We start from the raw sequence: 14718 nt of genomic DNA, 5'->3' as shown, positions 1-14718 counted from the left end.
TCCTTCAACTGTAGGGGTAACGGTCTTGTTCGAGTTTCGTGCGCAGTCCACCCTGTGGCCGCTTGCCATCAAGGCGAGTGGATATCCCCGCAAAGCCGATTATGCTTCAGATACCTTGCTGCGATTCGAGGCGGCCTGCCTCGTCGTGCTTCGCGCAACCAATGCAAGCCCTAGGGCCTGGGTGCGACGGTGAAATGGGTGTGAGGTACTCCGGCCTGCGATAACGACAAGACGGAGGCAACCCATGGCGGTTCTCGACAGCGCATCCACGGGCAGTAGCGCGCCCCAACGCGGTATCACCCGGGAGGAGCGCAAGGTCATCTTCGCCTCATCCCTGGGCACGGTGTTCGAATGGTACGACTTTTACCTGTACGGCTCACTGGCCGCGATCATCGCCAAGCACTTCTTTGCCGGCGTCAATGAAACCACCTCGTTCATCTTCGCCCTGTTGGCGTTTGCCGCAGGCTTTGCCGTGCGGCCGTTCGGGGCCATCGTGTTCGGCCGCCTCGGTGATTTGATCGGGCGCAAGCACACCTTCCTGATCACCATCGTCATCATGGGCCTGTCCACCGCGCTGGTCGGGTTGTTGCCCAGCTATGCGTCGATTGGGGTGGCGGCGCCGGTCATTCTGATCAGCCTGCGCCTGCTGCAGGGCCTGGCACTGGGCGGTGAATACGGCGGCGCGGCGACCTACGTGGCCGAACATGCGCCCAAGGGCCGGCGTGGCTTCTTTACTGCCTGGATCCAGACCACCGCGACGTTGGGGCTGTTCCTGTCGCTGCTGGTGATCCTGGCCTGCCGCACGGCCATGGGCACCGAGGCGTTCGAGGCGTGGGGCTGGCGCATTCCGTTCTTGCTGTCGATCCTGTTGTTGGCCATTTCGGTGTACATCCGCATGCAGCTCAACGAGTCGCCGGTGTTCATGAAGATGAAGGCCGAGGGCAAGGCGTCCAAGGCGCCGTTGACCGAGTCGTTCGCCCGTTGGGAAAACCTCAAGGTGGTGATCATGTCGCTGCTCGGCGGCACCGCCGGCCAGGCGGTGGTGTGGTACACCGGGCAGTTCTATGCGCTGTTCTTCTTGTTGCAGACGCTCAAGATCGACCCGCAGACCGCCAACTTGCTCATCGCAGGTTCGCTGCTGATCGGCACGCCGTTCTTCATCATCTTTGGCAGCCTGTCGGACCGCATTGGCCGCAAGAAGATCATCATGGCCGGTTGCATCATCGCCGCGCTGACCTACTTCCCAATCTTCAAGGCGCTGACCGAGTACGGCAACCCGGACGTGTTCGTCGCCCAGGAGCAGAACCCGGTGGTGGTGGTGGCTGACCCTGGCCAGTGCGCGTTCCAGTTCGACCCGGTGGGCAAGGCCAAATTCACCAGTTCCTGCGACATCGCCAAGAGCCTGCTGGCTAAGCGGGCGATCCCGTATTCCAATGAGAAGGCCGAGCCCGGCAGCGTGGCGCAGATCCGTATTGGCGAGCGGGTGATCCCGAGCTTTGATGGCCGCAGCCTGGCCGCAGCGGACCTCAAGACGCAGAGCGATGCCTTTACCGCCACCCTCGTCGGGGCGCTGAAGGAGGCGGGTTACCCCGAGAAGGCCGACCCTGCGAAGATTCACTACCCGATGGTGCTGTTGCTGCTGACCATCCTGGTGATCTACGTGACCATGGTCTATGGGCCGATTGCGGCCTGGCTGGTCGAACTGTTCCCGGCGCGCATCCGCTATACCTCGATGTCGCTGCCGTACCACATTGGCAACGGTTGGTTCGGCGGCTTCCTGCCGACCGTGGCGTTTGCCATGGTGGCGGCGACCGGGGATATCTACTACGGCTTGTGGTACCCGATCGTGATTGCGCTGATGACGGCGGTGCTGGGGATCTTCTTCATGCCGGAGACCAAGGATCGCGATATCAGCCACACCTGAGTCAGGCTAAGGAACCCGTGTAGGAGCAGCCTTGTGCTGCGAAGAGGCCGGTGACAGCAGCGAAGATCTCCGTTGTTATCCCCGGCCTCTTCGCAGCACAAGGCTGCTCCTACCGAAGCGTGCATGACCTGCCTCAGTCAAAATAACCTCGCAGGGTAAAGGCATATCCGGTATCTACCCCGGTGGCTTCCCCGCGGCTCCAGCGCTTCTTCAAAACGAACTCGAACGCCGGCTCGTACAACCCATCCCGCACCACCGCACCGCCGAGCACCTCCACGTCATACCAGCCGTTGTCCAGCTCGATGATCGGCCGCCCAGGCGCCTGGTAGCGTGCCAACAGATCACCGAGGGCCTTGTTGGTGAAGTGCTGCAGGATGCGCCAGGTGTACAGCATCAACGCGCGGTGCTCAACGCGCAGTACGTAGCCGGCACGCTGATGCTTCAGGCGGCTACCCGGCTCACGCAGGGCAGGGGTGTGGCCATCGAGGGTGAAGATGATCCGATAGGGCAGGTTATCGATGCCTGCAATGGGCAGCACCACACCTTCGCGCACCGCCTTGTCACCGCTGTCGTCATGGGTGAATGCGTGGGCCAAGTCGTCCGCCAAGTCGTTGTCTTGCTTAAAACGCTCGAGCAACTGAATGTCGCCGACCAGGAAGTAATCGATCAGGTCGTTGAGGACCTCACTGAATTCGTGGCGCATTTGTTTTCCTTGTTGGCTGCGCAAGTAAGCAAAGGCAACTATAGCGGACGGCGGGCCACGGGTGCCCGCCAGGCGGGGGTGACCGTTAGTGTTTCTGAGCGATCTGGATGAGGTTGCCGCAGGTGTCGTCGAACACGGCCACGGTGACTGGCCCTGCGGCCGTTGGCGGTTGGGTAAACTGCACGCCTGCCGCGCACAGACGGGTGTATTCCGCCTGGATGTCGCGCACGCCGAACGAGGTGACGGGGATGCCGTCCTGCTTGAGCGCAGCCTTATACACCTTGGCGGCAGGGTGGGCATCAGGCTCCAGCAGCAGCTCGACGCCGTTTGGCTCGTGGGGTGAGGTCAGGGTAAGCCAGCGGTGCCGGCCCAGGGGGATGTCATGTTTGGGCATGAAGCCGAGCACGTAGTGATAGAAAGCCAAGGCCTTGGCCTGGTCGTCGACAAGAATACTGGTGACAACGATCTTCATAGGCGCACACCGTTTTTGGGGACTTGTCCACTTTCAGTAAAGACCTTTTGGGCCGCGCCGGGGTTCATTTCAGTGTGCAGAGGTTGGGGCATTTCCCGGTGGGTATGGGCGCGAGCAGGTTGTAGCTTGAATGGGCAATTCACATAAACCGGAGAAATGACCATGCAAGATAAACCGAAGAATGAATCGCCATTCCTTGATGGCCTTGAACACGTTGAGGAAGTCGCGATGCAGAAAACCCTGTCATGGCGTACAAGAGGTGTAGCACCTCTCGTCGGAATGCCTTGCGCGCCAGGGTTCAAGAGCGTCGGAGACGAGTGCGTACCTGCGAACATTGACTTTGAGTGATCCGAGCAGGGGGGGGCGCCATGCGCCTCCCACTAAAAAACATGCTCAAGCCATAGGTAAATCCTTCATAGCCCGATCCCCCGGCAGCCAGGCGCCACGTTAAAGTGACAGGCAAAATACCAGCGCGCCCAGGCGGCGCCAAAGAGGTGCCTGTGGCTTCCTATACCTTGCGACAACTCAAGTATTTCGTCACCACCGTGGAGGCCGGCAGCGTCGCCGAGGCCTCGCGCCAGCTGTACATCGCCCAGCCGTCCATCTCCACGGCCATCAAAAGCCTGGAAGAAAGCTTTGGCGTGCAACTGTTCATCCGTCACCACGCCCAAGGTGTGTCGCTGACACCCAGCGGCAAGCGCTTCTACGCCAAGACCAAATCGCTGCTACAGATGGCCCACGAGTTCGAGCAGAACGCCCTAGCCGATAACGACACCGTGGCCGGGCAGATCGACATCGGCTGTTTCGAGACGGTGGCGCCGCTGTACTTGCCACGCCTGATCGCCGGCTTTCGCGAACGCTACCCTGGCGTTGACATCCGCCTGCGCGATGGCGAGCAGCAGGACCTGATTCAGGGCCTGACCGCCGGCACCTTCGACTTGGCGTTTCTCTACGACCACGACCTGGACGGCACCATTGAGGCCGAGCCGCTGATGCCGCCGCAAAAACCCTATGTACTGTTGCCCGAAAAGCACCGGTTTGCCGGGCAAAGCCAGGTCTCGCTGCGCGATCTCTGCCCCGAGCCGATGATTCTGCTGGACGTGGCCCCCAGCCGGACCTATTTCGTCAGCCTGTTCAATGAAATGGGCCTCACCCCGAACATCGTCTTCAGCTCGCCGTCGATCGAGATGGTGCGCGGGATGGTGGGGCAGGGGTTCGGTTTTTCGCTGCTGGTGACCCGTCCACATTCGGAATGCACCTACGATGGGCAGCGCTTGGCGATGGTCGATATCGCCGAACCTGTGGCGCTGTCGGGGCTGGCGGCAGCCCGCTTGAAGCGGGTTCAGTTGACCAAGCCGGCACAACTGTTCGTCGAGTTTTGCCGGGAAGAACTGGCCAAGTTCTAATGCCTGCCGTCGGCCTGACCTTGGTGCATCAAACGTTCAAGGGTTGACCTGGTACCCACGCCCTTGCAGGCAACCGCTGTACGCGCTGGCATGGGCCGAGCTCTGTGCTTCGCCCTGGGTACGCCGGTCCTGGCGGCGATCCTGGCGCTGGCGCATGCCCCCCACTGCCGCACCGGCAGCGGCGGTTTCACCGGCGCGGTTTTGCCGGTATTGCTGCTTGGCATCGTCGCTGGCCCGGTCGTACAGCTCTTCATGCTGATTGCCGCGGACCTGCGCACCCACGGCACCAGCAGCTGCGCCAGCTGCCGCGCCGCGTACCCGGCCACCAACGTGGGCATCGCTGGATGTCGAGGCGCTGTTCGCGGCATTGGTGGCGACGGTATTGCAATCATTGATGTCCAGTTGCATCTGCTGGCTGCTCTGGCCTTTCAGCGGTACCACTGACTGCGCCTGGGCGGCAGGTGCTGTGCACAGCAGCACCAGCAGGTAACTCCATGTGAGCGAACGCATGGCACACCTCCTGTGGGCGTGAACCCCCTCTCACAGGATAGTCCGCCTGCGCGGTTTTTCAGCAGGGATTGCGCAGCCCTTTGAGCATCAGTTCCATGGCGTCCAGGGCCTGCTCCAGCCGTTGGCCTTGGCCCTCATCTTCGGCAATCCAGAATGCCGTTTCTGCCAGGCCCCCGCAGATCAGCGACGCCAACGCCTGTGGATTGGCCTGGGCGACCACGCCCTGCGCCATCAACTGCTCCAGCATGCTGCGCAGCGACGCGACGCAGTGCAGCTGCGCTTGCGGGGTAGGGGCACCCAATACGGCACGCCCATCACGCAAAACGATGCGCTGAATCTCCGGCTCGCGGGCCATTTCCAGGTAGGCGCGGCAGCGGTTGCGAAAGCCCTCCCAGGGGTCGCTGGCCGTGTCGGAGATCGCGTGCAGACGTGCGTCCATTTCTGCATCTATTTGCGCGATAACGGCGGCCAAAAGGCCCTTCTTGTCGCCGAAATGATGATAAAGGGCGCCACGGGTGAGGTTGGCCTGGGCCGTCAGGTCGTCCATCGATGTCTCACCATAGCCACGTTCGCTGAAAACCTGGCGTGCAGTCTCCAGCAGGGTGGCGCGGGTCTGTTCCATGTCGGCGCGGGTACGTCTGACCATTGGGGGCTCCTGAAAGTGCGGCTTTACATTCAGTGCGTATGATAATGGGGTTTTAATCATACAGTGTGTATGTAAGCCGCTTTTTTCGATACGGAGAGTCGATCATGCTCAACCCCTACCGCCAACTGTTCCAGGCAAAAGGCACGGCCGGCTTTGCCTTGGCAGGCCTGCTGGCACGTTTGCCTCTGCCGATGACGGGCATCGGCATCATCACCCTGCTCTCGCAGCTACGCGGTAGCTATGCCCTGGCGGGGGCCGTGGCGGCGACGTTCGTGTTGACCTATGCACTGATGTCACCGCAGGTGTCCCGCTTGGTCGACCGGCACGGGCAGCGCCGTGTGCTGCCCGCCGCTGCAGGCTTGTGTGTACTGGGCCTGCTGGTGCTGTTGGCCTGTACTTGGTGGCAAGCGCCCGATTGGGGGCTGTTCGTCGGGGCCGCGTTGGCAGGCTTCATGCCGAGCATGTCGGCGATGGTCCGTGCGCGCTGGACGGCGCTGTACAGGGGCACGCCGCACTTGCAGGTGGCGTATTCCCTGGAGACGGTGCTCGACGAGGTCACCTTCATTGCTGGGCCACCGGTGTCGGTGGGGCTCTGCGTGGGCGTGCTGCCCCAGGCCGGGCCATTGGCTGCGGCGCTGCTGTTGGCGATCGGGGTGTTCGCCTTGGTCGCTCAAACTGGTAGTGAACCGCCCGTGGATGCAGATGCAGGTGCATCGAAAGGCCAGGGCTCGGTGTTGCAGCACTGCGATGTTCGGCTGCTGGCGTTGCTGATGGTGGCCATGGGCGTGATCGTGGGCAGCGTCGACATCGTCAGCGTGGCTTTCGCCGAACAGGCCGGCATGCCGGCAGCGGCCAGCGTGGTATTGGCGTGCTATGCCGTCGGCTCCTGCGCTGCTGGCCTGGTATTCGGTGCCTTGAAATTGCCAACGCCCTTGCACCGGCTGCTGTTGCTCGGTGGCCTGGCGACGGCAGTGACGACCTTGCCGTTGCTGCTGGCTGACAGCGTCTTCGGGCTTGCGGCTGCCGTTCTGCTAGCGGGCCTGTTCTTTGCGCCGACGCTGATCGTGGCGATGTCGCTGGTGGAGCGCAGTGTGCCCGCACAGCAGCTGACTGAGGGCATGACCTGGCTGCTGGCGGGGTTAAATGTCGGTGTCGCGCTGGGGGCATTGGCGTCAGGGCAGGTGGTCGACCTGTTGGGCGCCAAGGCGGGTTATCAAGTCGCGGTGGTCGCAGGTGTGGCGGTCGCGTTGCTGGCGCTGTACAGCTATCGACGGCTGGGCACAGCGACGGGTGCAGCCTTGTCAGGCGCATGAGCCCGGCGCAGTGGCACCTCGCGCAGCAACCACGACAAGGCGAATGCCACACTGGTAATCAGGCAGGCCATCAGGAACACCTCGTGCATGGCGGCAGAAAACGCTTCCAGGTAAGTCTGTTGCAAGGCGGCCGGCAATGCATGCACTGCGGTAGGTGACAGGCTGGCCGCTGCCCCAGCCTGGGCAGCGAAGTCGCCGCTCAGTTGCCCCAGCAACGCATGGGAAAACAACGCGCCGAACAGCGACACGCCGATGGAGCCGCCAATCGAGCGGAACAGCGTGGCGCCAGAGGTCGCCACGCCCATGTGGCGAGGCTCGACACTGTTCTGCACGGCCAGGATCAGCACCTGCATGACCATGCCCAGCCCGGCACCCAGCAGGCCCATGTAGACGTTCATCAACGCCATGGGCGTGTGCAGGTCGAGCTGGCTGAGCAGGCCCAGGGCAATCACCTGCAGCAGGGTGCCGACGATTGGGAAGATCCGGTAGCGGCCCCAGCGACTGATCAGCCGCCCGGTAATCGCCGACACCACCAGCAGGCCGCCCATCAACGGCAGCATCTGCAGGCCGGCACTGGTTGGCGTGGCGTTTTTCACCACCTGCATGTACAGCGGCAGGAAGGTCACCGCACCGAACAGCGACACCCCGACAATAAAGCCGATCAGGCCGGCGAGCACGAAGGTACGGTGGCGAAACAGGTGCAGCGGCATGATCGGTTCGGCGGCGCGGCGTTGTTCGAACACGAAGCCGACCAGGCCGATCAGGGCGAACAACGCCAGGCACAGCACATCCAGCGAGGCCCACGGCAGCAGGCTGCCGCCCAGGCTGGTGATGAGCACCACGGCCGCCAGGGCCACGGTCAGAAAGAACGCACCGATGTAGTCGACCACGTGTTTGACCCGAGCCACGTGTGGGCGGAACACACCGCCGATCACCAGCAGCGCGAGCAGGCCCAGCGGCAGGTTGATGTAGAAGATCCAGTGCCAGGACAGGTGCTCCACCAAAAAACCGCCGATCAGCGGGCCTACCACCGTCGCCAGGCCGAACACGCCGCCGAACAAGCCTTGGTAACGGCCGCGTTCGGCCGGCGCGATGACATCGCCGATCGCGGCCATCGCCACCACCATCAGGCCGCCACCGCCCAAGCCTTGCAGGGCCCGGAAGGTTATCAGCTGGGCCATGTCTTGCGCCGCGCCGCACAGCGCCGAACCGAGCAGGAACAGCACGATGGCAATCTGCAATACCCGCTTGCGGCCATACAGGTCACCGAACTTGCCGTACAACGGCACCACCACCGTAGACGCCAGCAGGTAGGCGGTCACGACCCAGGACAGCCAGCGCAGCCCGCCGAGGTCGCTGACGATGGTCGGCAGCGCGGTCGAGACGATGGTCTGGTCCAGGGCCGCGAGGAACATCACCAGCATCAGTGCGGCCAGCAGCAGCGGGATAGACGTGTGCGTATCCGCTGCGGCCTGCGCGGTGGGGGAGGTGTTATCGGCAGTCGAGTGCATGGGGCTGACCTGAACTGAGTGAGGCGTTCGTGGGGGCCGCGATCCGTGCGTGATCAGTTGACGCCCGCTTGGGCATACTGGCGGCCAACTTCCTGCAGGCCTGCCAGGGCGAAGCTGTACAGCTGGGCAGCCACTGCATCGCCGGGCATTTGAAGAATCTCGTGCAGCGCCCCCGACCCGCCGCGCGGGCCGATCAGCAGCATGGCCCAGGGCGCGGTGACGCAAAGGATGCAGCGGGTGAGGGCAGGGGCGTCCACGGGGATGGCGGTGATTTCGCTGAACAGCCCTTTCAGCAGCGCCAGCTTCAGCGGCGCTGCGGCCTGCAGGTGAGCCTGGCCGTGGGGGCTGGGGGCGAGGATTTCGGCGGCCAGCACACGCAGGTGCCAGTTGTCCTGGGCCTGCGAGGCCTTGCGAACCACCAGCTCTACCAATACCCGCAGTTTTTCTGCAGCCGGCTGTGTGCTCTGGGTGATCCGCTGCAAGTCGCTGATATCCAGAAAGCGCTGGCGCGCCTCGTCGAGCACGGCCAGATACAGGCCATTGCGGCTGCCAAAGTGGTAGTTGATCGACGCCAGGTCGACCTCTGCCTTGGCGGCCACGGCCTTGTTGCTGGTTTCGGCATAACCGAGCGCGGCGAACAGTTCACCGGCGGATTCTAGGATCCGGGTACGGGTGACGGCGCCGTCCTTGCGGGGTTCTCGGGGGGCTGCGGGCATGGCGGGCTCTGCGCTGTAGGGAGTAGGCAGAGCTTGCAATAGGCTTAGTCTAAAATCAATTTAAATTTAATTTAAACGCCGACCGGGGCGCGGCTCAAGGCCGCTCCCGGTGGTTGTGAGGGGGTTATTTCACGTTGCTGGCCGTCTCCTGCACAGGCTCGGCCTTGTCCTGTGGCAGGTGGTCGAACTCGCGCAGGCCGTTGTTGCGGTAGGGGTCACCGATCCAGCGCGGCACAACCTCAAACTGCGGGTTGACGATGCTTTTAGCAGGCTCGTACAGGTCATAGCTGAGCCCGGCCAGATCGGACAGCGTGTGAATCAGGTGCGAACTGCTGTAGGCACGGTTGGCCGTGGCCTGCAGGTCGCGCGGGTGGGCCGCTTGCCAGCTCGGCGAGGTCCACAGCAGGAACGGGATGGTGTACATCGGCCGGGTCGGGGCGCCTTCGTTGCGCCCCAGTCGGTCGTGATCGCCCGAGCTGTAAACATCCTCACCGTGGTCGGAGAGGTACAGCAAGAAGCCGTTGGGGGTGGTGGCCGAATAGCGCTTGATCAGGCTCGACACCACGTGGTCGTTGTAGCGCACTGCGTTGTCATAGAAGTTGTAGGTTTCCACCTCGCTGGGCGAAAGCTTGGCCGGCACGCCCTGGCGATCGCTGAAATGCTGGAAGGCATTCGGGTAGCGGTAGCGGTAATCCATGTGCGTGCCCAGCAGATGGATGATGATGAACTTGTTCGGCGCTGGATCTTGCAGGGCTTTCTCGAACGGGTCCAGCACCACTTCGTCGTACTGGCTGGCGTTTTGGTTGCGCTGGTTGTTCAGGTAGACCGGCACGTCCGTTTGCTGGGAGAAGGTGGTCAGCATGGTGTTGCGCTTGGTCATGGTCTGCTGGTTGGTGATCCAGAAAGTCTTGTAGCCTGCCTGTTTCATCAAGTTGATCAGCGACGGGTCGGTGAGGAAGCGGTCCGGGTGCTGTTCGTCACCAAAGGTCAGGATCTGCTGCATCACTTCGATGGTGTAGGGGCGTGGCGACACCACGTTGCTGAACACCGTCAGGCCTTTGTCGCTGGCGGCCAGCGCATCGAGGTTGGGCGTGGTATCGCGCGGGTAGCCGTACAGGTGCATGTGCTCGCGGGTGGTCGATTCGCCCAGCACCAGGACTAAAGTGCGCGGCGCGTCACCACTGCTGTTGCGCAGGTTCTGCAAGGGCGGCAGCGCAGCGTTCTGCGCCAGCAGTTCCTGCATGTTGTTCAACTGTTGGCGGTATTGCTTGTAGCCGACCAGCAACTGCCACGGCACGGCAGGTTCCATGCGTTGCTGAACCTTTTCGGCAGCGTCGGCAAAGTTGCGTTCCTGGGTGACCATCTGCTTGTAGAAGGGGTACACCAGGTTGGCCACCAGCAGCAGGACAACCACCGGGATGCGGCTGCGCAAGGGCAGCGTGACCGGGCGCACGCGCTTGTACAGCAGCACGGCCACCACGGTATACAGCAGCAGCGCCAGGCCCAGCCAGAGGCTGAAGTATTGGCTGAAATACTCGCCAGCCTCGGCGGTATTGGATTCGAACATCACGAAGATGACGCTTTGCGAGAACTCCTGGCGATAGATGCCGAAGTAGCTCAGGCCGACCAGCGAGGCGGCCCAAAGCACCAGGCCGATGACTGCCGCGGTAGCGCGGGTAAAGCGCGGCAGCAGCAGTACAGGGGCCAGCCACAGGCTGCTGAGAAACAGCGCATCGCGAAAGCCGGCAAAGCCAGTGGTGCCACTGAACAGCAGCAGCGCCTGGGTAACGCCGGAGAAATACCAGAAGAACAGCAGGAGCCAGCCCAGGCCGGCCCAGTCCACGCCTTTGCGCGTGGGGATTTTTTTAATAGCTGACACGTATGCCTCGTTGAACCTTGGCAGCCACCCAATGTGCGCGTGGCCGGAAAGGGCGTGACGCTAATCTGAAGGTTGTGAAAATAACGTCAAGGCGCAGCGCAATGAGACGGGATGCACGCCCGCCCGGGGCGTTTCAGGTGGCTTCGGGCAGGGTCGCGTTGGCTTTTTTCGGGGGGCGGATCGAGCCGATGTACACCGCCACAATGGTCAGTAACGCACCGCACACCTGGAGCGTCGAGTTGGCCTTGCCGAGGAAGGCGATGTCGATGAAGTAGGTGATCACCGGCTCCAGCAGCAGGATCAAGCCCGCCAGGCCCAGGCTGATCGCGCCGATCGAACGGTTGACCAGCAACCAGCCGACGAACTGCACCAGCACGCCATAGATCACCAGCATCAGCCAGGTCTGCCCATCGTTGATGGCCAGGCTCTCACCGTTGGCCAGGGCGTAGCCAAGCAACACCAGTGCTGCCCACAGGCTCAGGTTGAGCATCTGCGCGATCTTGTCGCCACCGCCGTCGGGCAACTGGGTGTTGACCTTGAGGAAGTACACACAGACGGCATAGGCCAGCCCCGACAGTACCCCATAGATGACACCCTTCATGCCCAGCGCACTGCTCATTTCGGGCATCAGCAACAGGTACAGCCCGACAAAGGCCAGGGTGATCGAGACGAGGAAGTTGGCCGAGGGCCGTTCCTTGAGCAGGTAAAAACCCAGGAAGGTCATGAAAAACACCTGGCAATTGGTCAGGATCGAACCGATGCCAGGGCCGACGATGTAGATGCTCTGGTGCCAGAGTGCCAGGTCGATGGCCAGAAACACACCGGCAAGCCCGGTGTACAGCTGCGCCTTGAAGCCCTTGAGCATGACCGGCGTACGCCGCGCCTTGAGCAGCATGAAGAACAGGATGGAGGCAAACAGCATCCGGTAGAAGCCCGCGCCGCCGGCGCCTATCTGGGCGAATGCGACAGTCAAGGCGGAAAGGCTGAGCATCAACCCGCCGAACGTCAGTTCGAGGATTGCGCGGTTGTTGTTGGTTGACATGAGGGTTCCCGTTGATCAGTGCCTGTTTAAGGCGTGATAACGTAGCCAGCTACCGTCGGAACGTATTGTAAAAAACTGCACACGCGGTGGTTGAGCTTGGGAGTGGGGGACAGGGTGAACAAGGACTTCGCTGCGTTCAGGCGCATACCTGAAGGGGGGTGTGAACTGCTGACGGCGCGATACAGCCACCAGGCGTTCGGCCGCCACTCGCATGATCGCTATGCCGTGGGCGTTATCAGCGCCGGCATGGAGCGGATGTACTACCGCGGTCGCCATGACCTGGGCGGGCCGGGGAGTGTGGTGACCATCAGCCCCGGGGAGATCCACGATGGCGTGCCCGCCCATGAGCAGGGCTGGATGTACCGCATGCTGTATGTGGACCCGCACTGGCTCAATGGCACCCTGATGCCGCAGCAGGCCGGCGACTTCATCCACCTGTTCCGGGCTGCGTTCGCCGAGCACCCGGTACTGGCCCGCACGTTTTTGCATCACCATCAAGCGCTCGAGGCGTCGCACTGCAGCCTGGAGCGGGAAAGCCTCTTGCTGGAGTTGCTGCCCTTGCTGTTCGCGCCTAGCGGCCTGTGCGGTGCAGCCTCCGAGGCCATCGAAACGCGGGCCGTGCAGCAGGTGCGGCACAAGCTCGAAGACGAATACGATCAGCACGTCTCGCTGGAGCACCTGGCCAGTCTGGTGGGCCTTGAGCCGTTGTACTTGATCCGGGTATTCAAGAAGAGCGTGGGCATCTCGCCCCACAGCTACCAGATCCAGGTCCGGGTCGCCCACGCCCAACGCCTGTTGCGTGCAGGCCTGAGCATCGCCGATGCCGCCATCGCGTGCGGTTTCTTTGACCAGAGCCATTTGAACCGGGCGTTCAAGAAGGTGGTGGGGCTGACGCCGGGCAGTTTTCGTAGCGGATATTCGCGGGTTTGATTTCTCAGGCGTACAGGTATGATGCCTGCAGCGTAACCAGACCTACAGGCCCAGTGGAACCATGAACCGTCGTAAGAAGATCAAACAGTTGATGCAGGCGCATGCCAAGAAAGCCAGTGCCAAGCTGGCGCCGAAAAGCAAGCCCAAGTACATCAGCAAAGCTGACCGGTTGAAGCTGGCAGAGGCTGCCGAAACCACGGTTGTCGAATCGCCGAGCTGATAAAAAAGAATGGGGCCCGGCCAGACCATCTGCCGTTATGCATTTCCCTGTAGGAGCAGCCTTGTGCTGCGAAGAGGCCGGTAGCTACCCAATAAATCGTCGCTGCTGTCACTGGCCTCTTCGCAGCACAAGGCTGCTCCTACCGGGGGCCGCGCATCAACGGCGATAGTAGCGGTGATCGTCCTGATAGCGGTGATGCATCGCCCGTTCATGGCGGCGCTCCCAATCACGACGGCGTTCCCAATCGCGTCGGCGCTCGGCTTCGCGGCGGGCTTGCTCGCGGCGCCATTGTTCGCGGCGCCAGTCGCCTCTGCGATCATGCCAATGATCATCGTGCCAGTCGCGGTCATCATGGGCGAGCAACGGCGCCGTGTGCTCACCCGCCAGGCTGGCCACGGTTGGCCAAGGGTTTTCTGCCTGATGCTGCGGTGCCTGAACAGTGGCGGCCGGGGAGACCGCGTTCGAGGTCTTTATCTGTGATGCTGATGCCGAGCCCACCGCCGCGAACGTGAACAGGCTGAGAAGCATCAACCGTGCGACATGCATTTTCATGAGCGAAGCCAACCTCTGGTTCTATTTACCTGTGCAGATAGACCTTTAAATAGGGAAAAGTTCTAGAAGGGGTAGGGGTTGATTGATTTGGCGCCTATGCAATCGAGCGCCGCTCGCGCGGCGCTTCGCAGCACAAGGCTGCTCCTACATCTGTTTCGGGCCAATTATTCCTGGGGCATGGTGCGTGACCCTTGTCAGCCCTATCGCACTATCAACCCTCACCCTCCACAAACACAGCTCGCACATGCCCCCGATAACTGTCAAACGCGGCAATCACCCCGGCAACCACCTCCGCTTCCTCTTCTGGCTCCAGTGCCAACCCATCAAGCTTGGCGACAAACTCACGCCAGTGCAGGCCGCGGCCATCGGGGTGGGGCGCCAGGTGCCGAGCGCCCAGGTTGCCATCCAGGCCCAGGCGCTGGGTCTGTTTGAACAGGAACGCCGCCCCCAGGTTCGATCCTTCGCTGCAATACAGCCAACCCAACGCCTCGGCAGGGCTGGCAATAACCCGTTGCGGCGCAGCAGGCAGCGGCAACCCCAGGGCTTGCAGATCCGCCTCCACCGCTTCGAACCGCGATAAATGCACCAACCCCGGCAGCCGTCGATTCAGCTGCTCATCGCGGTACAACGCCGTCAGGCTGCCATGGAAACGGTGTTGCACCTGCAGGAAGCGGGCATAGCGCTCACGGTCCTCGAAGGGGCGTGCGGCCATGACCAGTGCATCGACACTGTCGTGGTCGCGGCTGCTGGACGCTTTCAGGCGTGCACAGCGGCCGGGTTCGGTGAGGCACGTGGCGGTAGCAGTCATTGGGCGTTTCCGTGTCGAGGTGGCGAGGGTGGCATGGTAATCAGATCGCTCAGCCCAGGAAACGATCCTGTCATGCCGAAAATAAT

15 protein-coding genes are annotated in these 14718 nt (G+C 62.3%); 5 read left to right on the top strand and 10 right to left on the bottom strand.

The features are described 5' to 3' along the window. Nucleotides 1-244 precede the first annotated feature (244 nt). A complete protein-coding gene (locus tag LOY53_RS16030; RefSeq protein WP_099454571.1) occupies nt 245-1924 on the top strand; it encodes an MFS transporter in 1680 nt (559 codons plus the stop codon). Nucleotides 1925-2057: 133 nt separating this feature from the next. Here LOY53_RS16030 and LOY53_RS16025 read toward each other — a convergent pair whose 3' ends face one another. Continuing rightward, entirely contained in the window at nt 2058-2627 is a 570-nt protein-coding gene (locus LOY53_RS16025) for a hypothetical protein (protein WP_252824817.1), read from the bottom strand. A gap of 85 nt (nt 2628-2712) precedes the next feature. After that, complete coding sequence (locus LOY53_RS16020) at nt 2713-3099, bottom strand: VOC family protein (protein ID WP_027596218.1); 387 nt, start codon at nt 3097-3099, stop codon at nt 2713-2715. Between the two features lie 500 nt (nt 3100-3599). Here LOY53_RS16020 and LOY53_RS16015 point away from each other — a divergent pair, with 500 nt between their 5' ends. Then, nucleotides 3600-4505: a LysR family transcriptional regulator gene (locus LOY53_RS16015; RefSeq protein ID WP_027596219.1), complete on the top strand. Its 906-nt coding sequence runs from the start codon at nt 3600-3602 to the stop codon at nt 4503-4505. Between the two features lie 36 nt (nt 4506-4541). Here the strand turns inward: LOY53_RS16015 and LOY53_RS16010 are convergent, their stop codons facing one another. Together LOY53_RS16010 and LOY53_RS16005 are read right to left on the bottom strand one after the other, a co-directional pair. Beyond that, the gene (locus LOY53_RS16010) at nt 4542-5015 is read right to left on the bottom strand and encodes a YMGG-like glycine zipper-containing protein (protein WP_085273138.1); all 474 of its coding nucleotides are present in this window, start codon (nt 5013-5015) and stop codon (nt 4542-4544) included. 58 nt (nt 5016-5073) lie between these two features. Next, complete coding sequence (locus LOY53_RS16005; RefSeq protein ID WP_258702959.1) at nt 5074-5661, bottom strand: TetR/AcrR family transcriptional regulator; 588 nt, start codon at nt 5659-5661, stop codon at nt 5074-5076. Nucleotides 5662-5765: 104 nt separating this feature from the next. Here LOY53_RS16005 and LOY53_RS16000 point away from each other — a divergent pair, with 104 nt between their 5' ends. After that, a complete protein-coding gene (locus LOY53_RS16000) occupies nt 5766-6974 on the top strand; it encodes an MFS transporter (protein ID WP_258702958.1) in 1209 nt (402 codons plus the stop codon). On the opposite strand, the gene LOY53_RS15995 is transcribed toward LOY53_RS16000, so the two are convergent. The 4 genes from LOY53_RS15995 to LOY53_RS15980 form a co-directional block, all read right to left on the bottom strand. Continuing rightward, nucleotides 6926-8485 carry an MDR family MFS transporter gene (locus LOY53_RS15995; RefSeq protein WP_252824814.1) on the bottom strand — a complete coding sequence of 520 codons (1560 nt, stop codon included), beginning with the start codon at nt 8483-8485 and terminating at the stop codon, nt 6926-6928. The two genes, LOY53_RS16000 and LOY53_RS15995, sit on opposite strands and share 49 nt — an antisense overlap. Before the next feature lie 53 nt (nt 8486-8538). Next, nucleotides 8539-9201, bottom strand: coding sequence for a TetR/AcrR family transcriptional regulator (locus LOY53_RS15990; RefSeq protein ID WP_252824812.1), 663 nt, complete (start codon nt 9199-9201; stop codon nt 8539-8541). A 124-nt stretch (nt 9202-9325) separates the two neighbouring features. Then, nucleotides 9326-11080 carry a phosphoethanolamine transferase CptA gene (locus LOY53_RS15985; RefSeq protein ID WP_252824810.1) on the bottom strand — a complete coding sequence of 585 codons (1755 nt, stop codon included), beginning with the start codon at nt 11078-11080 and terminating at the stop codon, nt 9326-9328. A 133-nt stretch (nt 11081-11213) separates the two neighbouring features. Beyond that, complete coding sequence (locus LOY53_RS15980) at nt 11214-12122, bottom strand: DMT family transporter (protein ID WP_252824809.1); 909 nt, start codon at nt 12120-12122, stop codon at nt 11214-11216. 114 nt (nt 12123-12236) lie between these two features. On the opposite strand from LOY53_RS15980, the gene LOY53_RS15975 reads away from it, so the two are divergent. Continuing rightward, nucleotides 12237-13052, top strand: a complete 816-nt coding sequence (locus LOY53_RS15975; RefSeq protein ID WP_252824807.1) for an AraC family transcriptional regulator — start codon at nt 12237-12239, stop codon at nt 13050-13052. 61 nt (nt 13053-13113) lie between these two features. Continuing rightward, the gene (locus LOY53_RS15970) at nt 13114-13272 is read left to right on the top strand and encodes a DUF2986 domain-containing protein (protein WP_081717545.1); all 159 of its coding nucleotides are present in this window, start codon (nt 13114-13116) and stop codon (nt 13270-13272) included. Nucleotides 13273-13428: 156 nt separating this feature from the next. Here LOY53_RS15970 and LOY53_RS15965 read toward each other — a convergent pair whose 3' ends face one another. Next, a complete protein-coding gene (locus LOY53_RS15965) occupies nt 13429-13824 on the bottom strand; it encodes a hypothetical protein (protein ID WP_252824805.1) in 396 nt (131 codons plus the stop codon). 211 nt (nt 13825-14035) lie between these two features. After that, the gene (locus tag LOY53_RS15960) at nt 14036-14632 is read right to left on the bottom strand and encodes a biliverdin-producing heme oxygenase (protein ID WP_252824804.1); all 597 of its coding nucleotides are present in this window, start codon (nt 14630-14632) and stop codon (nt 14036-14038) included. Between the last annotated feature and the right edge of the window lie 86 nt (nt 14633-14718).

Source organism: Pseudomonas sp. B21-031, assembly GCF_024748985.1.
Lineage (GTDB): Bacteria > Pseudomonadota > Gammaproteobacteria > Pseudomonadales > Pseudomonadaceae > Aquipseudomonas > Aquipseudomonas kermanshahensis.
Note: the sequence above shows the minus strand (reverse complement) of the source record. Positions and strands in the feature narration are given on the sequence as shown.

Excerpts from the sequence above, each read along its gene's own strand:
- LOY53_RS16030 (WP_099454571.1), top strand. The coding sequence starts at position 245 with ATGGCGGTTCTCGACAGCGCATCCACGGGCAGTAGCGCGCCCCAACGC.
- LOY53_RS16025 (WP_252824817.1), bottom strand. The coding sequence starts at position 2,627 with ATGCGCCACGAATTCAGTGAGGTCCTCAACGACCTGATCGATTACTTC.
- LOY53_RS16020 (WP_027596218.1), bottom strand. The coding sequence starts at position 3,099 with ATGAAGATCGTTGTCACCAGTATTCTTGTCGACGACCAGGCCAAGGCC.
- LOY53_RS16010 (WP_085273138.1), bottom strand. The coding sequence starts at position 5,015 with ATGCGTTCGCTCACATGGAGTTACCTGCTGGTGCTGCTGTGCACAGCA.
- LOY53_RS16005 (WP_258702959.1), bottom strand. The coding sequence starts at position 5,661 with ATGGTCAGACGTACCCGCGCCGACATGGAACAGACCCGCGCCACCCTG.
- LOY53_RS16000 (WP_258702958.1), top strand. The coding sequence starts at position 5,766 with ATGCTCAACCCCTACCGCCAACTGTTCCAGGCAAAAGGCACGGCCGGC.
- LOY53_RS15995 (WP_252824814.1), bottom strand. The coding sequence starts at position 8,485 with ATGCACTCGACTGCCGATAACACCTCCCCCACCGCGCAGGCCGCAGCG.
- LOY53_RS15990 (WP_252824812.1), bottom strand. The coding sequence starts at position 9,201 with ATGCCCGCAGCCCCCCGAGAACCCCGCAAGGACGGCGCCGTCACCCGT.
- LOY53_RS15980 (WP_252824809.1), bottom strand. The coding sequence starts at position 12,122 with ATGTCAACCAACAACAACCGCGCAATCCTCGAACTGACGTTCGGCGGG.
- LOY53_RS15970 (WP_081717545.1), top strand. The coding sequence starts at position 13,114 with ATGAACCGTCGTAAGAAGATCAAACAGTTGATGCAGGCGCATGCCAAG.
- LOY53_RS15965 (WP_252824805.1), bottom strand. The coding sequence starts at position 13,824 with ATGAAAATGCATGTCGCACGGTTGATGCTTCTCAGCCTGTTCACGTTC.
- LOY53_RS15960 (WP_252824804.1), bottom strand. The coding sequence starts at position 14,632 with ATGACTGCTACCGCCACGTGCCTCACCGAACCCGGCCGCTGTGCACGC.